Origin of the sequence: Chitinilyticum litopenaei DSM 21440 (assembly GCF_000428145.1) — a bacterium.
Lineage (GTDB): Bacteria > Pseudomonadota > Gammaproteobacteria > Burkholderiales > Chitinibacteraceae > Chitinilyticum > Chitinilyticum litopenaei.
On the sequence record NZ_ATZJ01000068.1, the window covers coordinates 1 to 8,129 of the forward strand.

At 63.9% G+C, this 8,129-nt stretch carries 8 protein-coding genes; 5 read left to right on the top strand and 3 right to left on the bottom strand.

What is annotated here, in order from left to right; genetic code table 11:
• Window positions 1-666: 666 nt before the first annotated feature.
• Both creD and C515_RS21585 read left to right on the top strand, forming a co-directional pair.
• Complete coding sequence (gene creD, locus C515_RS21580) at window positions 667-2,064, top strand: cell envelope integrity protein CreD (protein ID WP_051305033.1); 1,398 nt, start codon at window positions 667-669, stop codon at window positions 2,062-2,064.
• Window positions 2,065-2,164: 100 nt separating this feature from the next.
• Entirely contained in the window at window positions 2,165-2,422 is a 258-nt protein-coding gene (locus tag C515_RS21585) for a YkgJ family cysteine cluster protein (protein ID WP_043650098.1), read from the top strand.
• Window positions 2,423-2,540: 118 nt separating this feature from the next.
• On the opposite strand, the gene amt is transcribed toward C515_RS21585, so the two are convergent.
• Both amt and glnK read right to left on the bottom strand, forming a co-directional pair.
• Window positions 2,541-3,962, bottom strand: a complete 1,422-nt coding sequence (gene amt, locus C515_RS0116120; RefSeq protein ID WP_028456355.1) for an ammonium transporter — start codon at window positions 3,960-3,962, stop codon at window positions 2,541-2,543.
• A 26-nt stretch (window positions 3,963-3,988) separates the two neighbouring features.
• Window positions 3,989-4,327, bottom strand: coding sequence for a P-II family nitrogen regulator (gene glnK / locus C515_RS0116125; RefSeq protein ID WP_028456356.1), 339 nt, complete (start codon window positions 4,325-4,327; stop codon window positions 3,989-3,991).
• A 233-nt stretch (window positions 4,328-4,560) separates the two neighbouring features.
• Here glnK and C515_RS0116130 point away from each other — a divergent pair, with 233 nt between their 5' ends.
• The 3 genes from C515_RS0116130 (at window position 4,561) to C515_RS23710 (ending at window position 7,761) form a co-directional block, all read left to right on the top strand.
• On the top strand, window positions 4,561-4,821 hold the full coding sequence (locus C515_RS0116130) for an accessory factor UbiK family protein (RefSeq protein ID WP_028456357.1): 261 nt from the start codon (window positions 4,561-4,563) through the stop codon (window positions 4,819-4,821).
• Between the two features lie 168 nt (window positions 4,822-4,989).
• The gene (locus C515_RS22740; protein ID WP_051305034.1) at window positions 4,990-7,548 is read left to right on the top strand and encodes an ATP-binding protein; all 2,559 of its coding nucleotides are present in this window, start codon (window positions 4,990-4,992) and stop codon (window positions 7,546-7,548) included.
• Window positions 7,549-7,581: 33 nt separating this feature from the next.
• Window positions 7,582-7,761: a hypothetical protein gene (locus tag C515_RS23710; protein ID WP_144290502.1), complete on the top strand. Its 180-nt coding sequence runs from the start codon at window positions 7,582-7,584 to the stop codon at window positions 7,759-7,761.
• A gap of 92 nt (window positions 7,762-7,853) precedes the next feature.
• On the opposite strand, the gene C515_RS0116140 is transcribed toward C515_RS23710, so the two are convergent.
• A partial coding sequence (locus C515_RS0116140; protein ID WP_028456358.1) for a transposase occupies window positions 7,854-8,129 on the bottom strand: 276 nt, incomplete at its 5' end.

An 8,129-nucleotide genomic window follows, 5' to 3' on the forward strand; every position in this document is an offset into this window, starting at 1 on the left:
TTTGGCTGTTTTTGGCCTGACCCTGCGTTGCAAAGCCCTTGCATAGAACGACTATGCGGCGGGCTTCGCGCCTTGTTTCAGGCCAAAAACAGCACAAACGGGCAGCGCAAACAAAACGTCAACAGAACCTAGCTGAATCGCGACTGACGCCTGATTTTCTGCGGCCATCATGGGCATTCGGTAACATTTCCGTAACCCGGATTGCCCGTGCCCAACGCTTACAATGCGCCCACTTTTCCAGCCGCCCACTTGGATAGCCCCATGCGCCGCACCCGCAGTCTTGCCCATTCCCGCCGCCGCTGGCTGCGCGTCGTTCGCCAGCACTGGCAAACTCCCACGGGCACTGCACCGGCCCAGCCCACCCCGCAGTAAACGCACACGGCGGCAGCGCGCAAGCCGGCCAGCAGGCCGCGCCAGGCCATCGCCGCCTCCGCTTTGGCAGGCGCGCTTGTCCGCCGGGCAAGCGCACGCCCGCGCCTCTCCTGACTCTTTCCCCCGCATTGCCGGCGTACACGCCACATCCACGTGGCCTGGGCGACCCTGATGGCCGCCGCGCTGCCACAGCGCGCCTCCACACAATCTCCACATTCGCTCCATGCTCCCTCCACCTGCCGCTGTCACGCTGCTGTTGTCCGGGCTACGTCTGCGCCCGTTGTGGAGATCACTATGAAACTGCTCTGGAAAATCCTGACCTGCCTCGCGCTGATCGTGGGCCTGCTCACCGTCATGGGGCTGGTGCGCTCGCTGCTCAACGAGCGCCAGAATCGCGCCGCCGAAGTCCGGCAAGAAATCGCCCGCTTCAGCGCCAGCGAACAATTCATCAGCGGCCCCTTTGTCGTCATTCCCTATGTCGAAACGGTCGCCACGCTGAAGGAACTCACCAATGAAAAAGGCGAGATCACCGGCACGCGCTGGGAAGAAGAAAGCCATGAGCGGCAGCTGATCCTGCCACCCGAGCGCTTCGTGGCCGATGGCAAGCTGGCCGTCGAATCGCTGCGGCGCGGCATTTTCGAAGCGCCGGTTTACAACGGCGCACTGCAGCTGAGCGGGCACTTCAAGCTGCCGGACAGCGCCAGCCTGCTGCGCGCCCCGGCCAGCGAGCGCGAGCGCATCAGCGTGCGGCTGGAGCAGGCCTATCTGGCCATCGGCATCAGCGACGTGCGCGGCATCCGCCAGTTGCAGGGCGTGGCCGGCGCGAACGTGCAGTTTCTTCCCGGCAGCGGGCTGAAGCGGCTGGGCAGCGGTGTGCATGCGCTGCTGAACTGGGATGGCGCGGCCGGCGAGCTGCCCTTTGCGCTGACGATGCAGCTGGCCGGCACCAGCGCGCTGCAACTGCAGCCCGTCGGCAAGGAAAGCGCGGTGACGCTGGCCGGCAACTGGCCACACCCGAGCTTCTCCGGCGAATACGCCCCCATGGAGCGCAAGGTGAGCGACGCGGGGTTCAGCGCGCGCTGGCAGACCAGCGATCTGGCCACCGGCGGAGCAGACCTGGATGCGGAAGGCCAGAAGGGACTGGGCCTGCGCCTGATCGACCCGGTGGACCGCTATGTGCTCAATGAACGCACGCAGAAATACGCCGAACTCTTCATCCTGCTGATCTTCGGCGCCGTCTTTCTGATGGAGGTGATGAAAAACCTGTCGGTGCACCCGGTGCAGTACGCACTGGTCGGGCTGTCGCTGGCGATGTTCTTCCTGCTGACGCTGTCGCTGTCCGAGCACCTGCACTTTACCCTGGCCTACTGGATTGCCGCGCTGTCATCGGTGGCGCTGCTGGCCTACTACGTCAGCTTCGTGCTGGGCGGCTGGCAACGCGGCGTCGGCTTCGCAGCCGCGCTCGCCACCCTGTATGGTCTGCTGTTCGGCATCCTGCAGTCGGAAGACATGGCCTTGCTGATGGGCAGCCTGACCCTGTTCGGCCTGTTGGCGCTAGTGATGGTCCTGACCCGCAAGCTCGACTGGCAAGCTCTCGGCGGCAGCGCTCCGCCACCGCGTCGCCCGCGCCAGCCCGCCCCTGCGGCCGCGCAGCGTGAGTTGGCCAGCGCCGATAACGGCCTGAGCAGTTGACCGATTTTCAGATCATCCCGACCGCGCCGCAAGGCGGGTCGGGGCCCGCTGGCAGGCGCTTTGCCTTACCATAACGCCCCTTTCTCCCCGCCGCCCCGCCATGGAATGCCGCCCCCACTGTGCCGCCTGCTGTACCGCGCCATCGATCAGCAGCCCGATTCCGGGAATGCCGAATGGCAAACCGGCCGGCGTGCCCTGCGTGCAGCTCGATGCCGACCTGCGCTGCAAGATCTTCGGCCAGCCCGAACGGCCGGCCTGCTGCAGCGGCCTGCAGGCGGCGGCGGACATGTGCGGCACGTCGCGCGCACAGGCCATGCTGTGGCTGGATGAACTGGAGCGGGCCACGCGCCCGGACTAGCAAACCAGGGTATCTGCCTGCAGCCCATGAAGATATTTGGCTTCAGAGATATAGGCTATCATGTATAAAAGACAAAACCCGCCAGCTGGCGGGTTTTGTCTTGCTGGCGAAGCCGGGCTTACATATTGTAGGCCTTCTCGCCGTGGCTGGTGACGTCCAGACCTTCGCGCTCTTCGTCTTCCTTGACGCGCAGGCCGATGGTGGCCTTCAGGATGCCGAAGATCACGACCGACACCACGCCGGACCAGACGATGGTGATCAGCACGCTCAGGCCCTGGATCTTCAGCTGGCTGGCGATGCTGAAGGTTTCAGCGCCCATGCCGCCCAGCGACGGCGCAGCGAACACGCCGGTCAGCAGCGCGCCGATGATGCCGCACACGCCGTGCACGCCAAACACGTCCAGCGAGTCATCGACATTGAGCATGCGCTTGAGGCTGTGCACGCCCCACAGGCCGGCGATGCCGCCGATCAGGCCCATGATCAGTGCGCCGCCGACGCCGACCAGACCGGCCGCCGGGGTGATGACCACGAGGCCGGCAATGGCGCCGGATGCCGCGCCCAGCAGCGAGGGCTTGCCCTTCAGCAGCCATTCGGCGAACAGCCAGGACAGCGTGGCGGCCGCGGTGGCGACCCAGGTGTTGACGAAGGCCAGCGCAGCGGTGCCGTTGGCTTCCAGCGCGGAGCCGGCGTTGAAGCCGAACCAGCCGAACCACAGCAGCGAGGCGCCGATCATGGTCATGGTCAGGCTGTGCGGGGTCATGGCTTCACGGCCGTAACCGACGCGCTTGCCGACAAAGTAGGCGCCCACCAGGCCGGCCACGGCGGCGTTGATGTGCACCACGGTGCCGCCGGCGAAGTCCAGCGCACCATCCTTGAACAGATAGCCCTCGGTGAACCACACCATGTGGGCGATCGGCGTGTAGGAGAAGGTGAACCACAGCGCGACAAAGACCAGCACGGCAGTGAACTTCACGCGCTCGGCGAAGGCGCCGACGATCAGCGCGCAGGTGATGGCGGCGAATGCCCCCTGGAAGGCCACGAAGGTGAATTCGCTGATCTTCACGTCGGCGGTAAAGGTATCCGCCAGCGATGCGGGGGTCACGCCGGCCAGCAGCGCCTTGGAGAGGCCACCGATGACGGCATTGCTGCTGGTGAAGGCCAGGCTGTAGCCATACAGCACCCACAGCACCGAAATCAGCGCGAACACCGCCAGCACCTGGGCCAGCACCGACAGCATGTTCTTGCTGCGCACCAGGCCGCCGTAGAACATGGCCAGACCCGGAATGCTCATCAGGATGACCAGCGCGGCGCAAACCATGATCCAGCCGTTGTCGGCCTTGCTCAAGACCGGAGCGGGGGCGGCGGCGGCGGCCGCTTCGCTGGCGGCCGGAGCCGCCACGGTGGCGGACGCGTCGGCGACCGCGGGGGCGGCGACGGCTTCACTGGCGACCGGCGCGCTGGCGACTTCCTCCGCCCAGACCGGCGCCGCGCCGAACAAGGCCGCTGCGAGCGTGCAGGCGGCAAGCAGTTTCTTCATCATGTTCATCTCTCCTGTGATTGCTTTGCTTACAGCGCCGCGTCGCCGGTCTCGCCGGTACGGATGCGCACGACATGCTGCAGATCGAAGACAAAAATCTTGCCGTCGCCGATCTTGCCGGTGTTGGCGGCCTTTTCGATGGCCTCGATGGCCTGCTCGAGCAACTCGTCGGCGACGGCGACTTCCACCTTCACCTTGGGCAGAAAATCGACCACGTACTCGGCGCCGCGATACAGCTCGGTGTGGCCTTTCTGGCGGCCGAAACCTTTCACTTCGGTCACGGTCAGACCGTTGACGCCAATGGCCGAGAGGCCTTCGCGGACTTCATCGAGCTTGAACGGCTTGATGATGGCAGAAACGAATTTCATGCTGATGCTCCTGGTTTGGAATCGGACGCCAGCCTTTTAGCAGGAAGCGTGCCAGCATGAAAATACATTGCAAATCAGTGCATTGTCGTTAAATCTGCATGACACGGCACCGCTTTGGCGCGCCCTGTTCGTCGCGCCGGCGGGTGGCGCACCAGCATGGTGCGTCGGCGGTAAGCCGGCCGCACTCTGCTACACTGGAAACCTGTTCACCCTCACACCGCAGGAGCAGCGCCATGCTGAAGGAAAAACTGTTTGATGAAATCGCCGGCAAGATTTCCGACGTGATCGCCGCCAGCCCGGCCAAGGATGTGGAGAAAAACGTGCGCGCCATGCTGGCCAGCGCGCTGACCAAGCTGGATCTGGTCACCCGCGAAGAATTCGACGTCCAGCAGGAAGTGCTGGCGCGCAGCCGCGAAAAGCTCAACGAGCTGGAAGCACGCATCGCCGCGCTGGAAAGCCGTCTGCATGCCGGCAATCCGCAAGACGCGCTGTAAGCGTCTCCCTGTCGCGCAAAGCCCGGCTTGCCGGGCTTTTTTGTTGCAGAAAGCGCCGCTAAATTAGACATTTAGCCGAAAAATGACATAACATTGCCACCGTCTTACTTGCCGCGAATGACTGTCGCTGCAGAACGTAATTTAGCCCCCGGGCTGAAAGGCCATGTGATGACCAGCGCGCTTGCCGCTCCCCTTCCGCACCAGGCTGGACTGTTCCAGCCCGTTCCCTGGCAACTCTTCCGGCAGCAGGCCAGCCGCCGCCAGCACTGGCAGATCGGCGCCCTGTGGCTGGCCAGCCTGCTGCTGGGCATCGCCCTGTCGATTGTCTGCACCGAACTGAAGTGGTTCGGCGTGCCGCTGCAATTTGGCGACTACCGCATTTTCGCCACCTTCTACCCGCCGCTGACCCTGTGCCTGCTCTGGAGCGTCTGGTTCGGCTTCTGGTGGGGCGCCATTCCCGCCTATATCGCGACCATGGCCAGCGCGCTGTATTCGGGCATGCCGCTGGGCTGGGGGCTGGTGTTCTCGCTGGCCGACCCCCTGGGCTTCGCCGTTTTCGCCATCACCTACCATGTCATCCAGATTCATCAGGCGCGTGGTCTGAGCAATATCCTGCTGTTCACGCTGCTGGCGTTTTTCTGTGCGATCTTCAGCTCGCTGGGCGCGCTGATCTGGGTGTATACCAATGGCCTGGGCTTCAAGGATGCCTTCGCCATCTGGCAGGGCTGGTGGGTGGGCGGCTTCCTGCAGATGATGCTGACCGTCGGCCTGCCGGTGGTGCTGTTTTCCGAAAGGCTGGCGCACTGGCGCCGGCACGGCCTGCTGAAGAATGCCCAGCCGGAATCGGCGCCGCTCGACAAGAGCTGGATGCTGCTGGTCACCTCGCTGATGATCGCCGGGGTCTTTCTCTTCCTTTCGCTGTCCTTCTATCTGAGCCGCAAGGCCATCAGCCTGCCAGAGCCGGGAGGCGACGAGATGGCCTGGCGCGATGTGGCGATGATGGCCGACAGCTCTTCGCTGGCCGTGTACTGGGTGATGGGCACGCTATTGATCGCGATGACCTTTCTCGGCTACCACCTGGTCGTGAAGTGGATGAACAATCTGAAGGAAGCCGCGCGCCAGGCCGAAGAAGCCAATCGCGTGAAATCCGACTTCCTCGCGCGCATGAGCCATGAAATCCGTACGCCGATGAATGCCATCATTGGCCTGGCCAACCTCGCCAGCCAGACCGAGCTGAGCCCCAAGCAGCGCGACTACATTGAAAAAATCCAGCAGGCGACCGACGCCCTGCTCGGCGTCATCGACGACGTGCTGGACTTTTCCAAGATCGAAGCCGGCAAATTGCGCCTGGAGCAGCTGCACTTCAATCTCGACGATCTGCTCAAGGGGCTCACCAGCATCCTCACGCCCAAGGCCGAGCACAAGCGCCTCAAGCTGGTGCTCGACGTCACGCCGGACGTACCGCGCCAGCTGCTGGGCGATCCGCTGCGCCTGCGGCAGATCTTGCTGAACCTGGGCAACAATGCCATCAAGTTCACCGACCAGGGGCAGATCACGCTGAGCGTGCGCCGGCGCGATGACGGCGACGGCGTGCAGCGCCTGCAGTTTGCCGTCAGCGATACCGGCATCGGCATCGCCGAAGACCAGGCCAACAAACTGTTTCAGGCCTTTACCCAGGTCGATGAATCGATTGCGCGCCGCTATGGCGGCACGGGCCTGGGGCTGGCCATCTGCCGCGAACTGGTTACCGCGATGGATGGACAGATCTGGGTCTGCAGCGAGCCCGGCCAGGGCAGCACCTTCACCTTCCTGCTGCCCATGCCCAGCGCCAGCAGCAGCGAAGGCGCGGCCATCAGCCTGGCGCCGGCCCCCTGTACGGACACGGAAGAAGCCACGGCCGGGCTTGCGGGCAAGCGCGTGCTGCTGGTGGAAGACAACCCGATCAACCGGCAGATCGCCGAAGAATTCCTCGACGCCATCGGCATCCACGTCGATTACGCGGAAAATGGCGCCGTGGCCGTGCAGATGGCGCTGCAGTCGCGCTACCACGCCATCCTGATGGACCTGCAGATGCCGGAAATGGACGGCTTTATCGCCACCCGCCACATCCGCTCGCACAACCGCCTCAAGCAGATTCCGATCATCGCCATGACCGCGCACGCCATGCTCGGCGACCGCGAGCGCTGCCTCGCGGCCGGCATGAACGACCACATTCCCAAGCCCTTCCGTCCGGAGCAGCTCTACGAAGTGCTGACGCGCTGGCTCGACGGCAACCGCCTGGAGCGCCCCGCGCCGCCGACGCTGAACGGCAACTGGCCCAGCCTGCCCGGGCTGGATCTGAACTACGGCTACCAGCAGGTCGGCCTGCGGCCGGAACGCTTTGTGGTGCTGCTGCGCAATTTCCTGAGCAATCATGCCGGCACCGCCGATCAGATCCGCGAAGCGCTGGAAGCCGCCAATCTGGCCGAAGTGGAACGCCTGGCGCATTCGCTGAAATCGGTTGGCCGCTACCTGGGCGCGCCGCATCTGGCCAGCGATGCCGAGGCACTGGAGCGTGCGGCAGCCGAACAGCGCGGCGATCTGCCACGCCATGTGCAGGCTTTCGAAAAATCGCTGCAGGAAGTGCTCGACTCGCTGGCCAGTCTCGGCGAGCTGCTGGCGCCGCCACCGGACGCAGCACCGCCAAGGGCCAGCAAAGAACAGGGTATTGCCACAGAACCCTTATAGGAAAATGGCTGCGAACCAATATATGGAAGGGTATTGGCAGGCATTGCCAATAAAAATGGCTATGTACCAAAACCGTGTTGTGGTCTTGAATTCGTCATTCCGGCGCAGGCCGGAATCCAGTGGTTCCGGTTAAAAATACAGGGCACCTCGAATAACCCGGCATTTATCAGCTTCCAGTCGGAACCTTACAAACCAGCCCGCTTGCCGGACTGATTTCATTGGGGCTCCAGCATAATTCGAGGCCTTTTTTGCCTCGCGGACCCTGAATTCCCCCGCCTCAGGGGGCCGAGGGGGCGCTTCGGACGTCAGAACGCCTCGATCCCGGCCTCCTTCAGCCAGGTAAACCGTTTCACGTTGTAGGCCAGAGCCTGCATCGTCAGCGCAAAGTCGGCGCGGGCCTGCCCGATGGTGCGGATCAGTTTGCCGCCCATCTGTGCTATTGCGCCGAACACATGCTCAACCCGCGCACGGACTTTGGCGATTCGCTGGTTGCGGCGCTGCTGGCATTCCGACAGCGGCTTGTTCTTGTTCCCTTTGCGCTGTATCCGGCAGCGATAGCCGTTGGCCTTCAGCCACGCTTC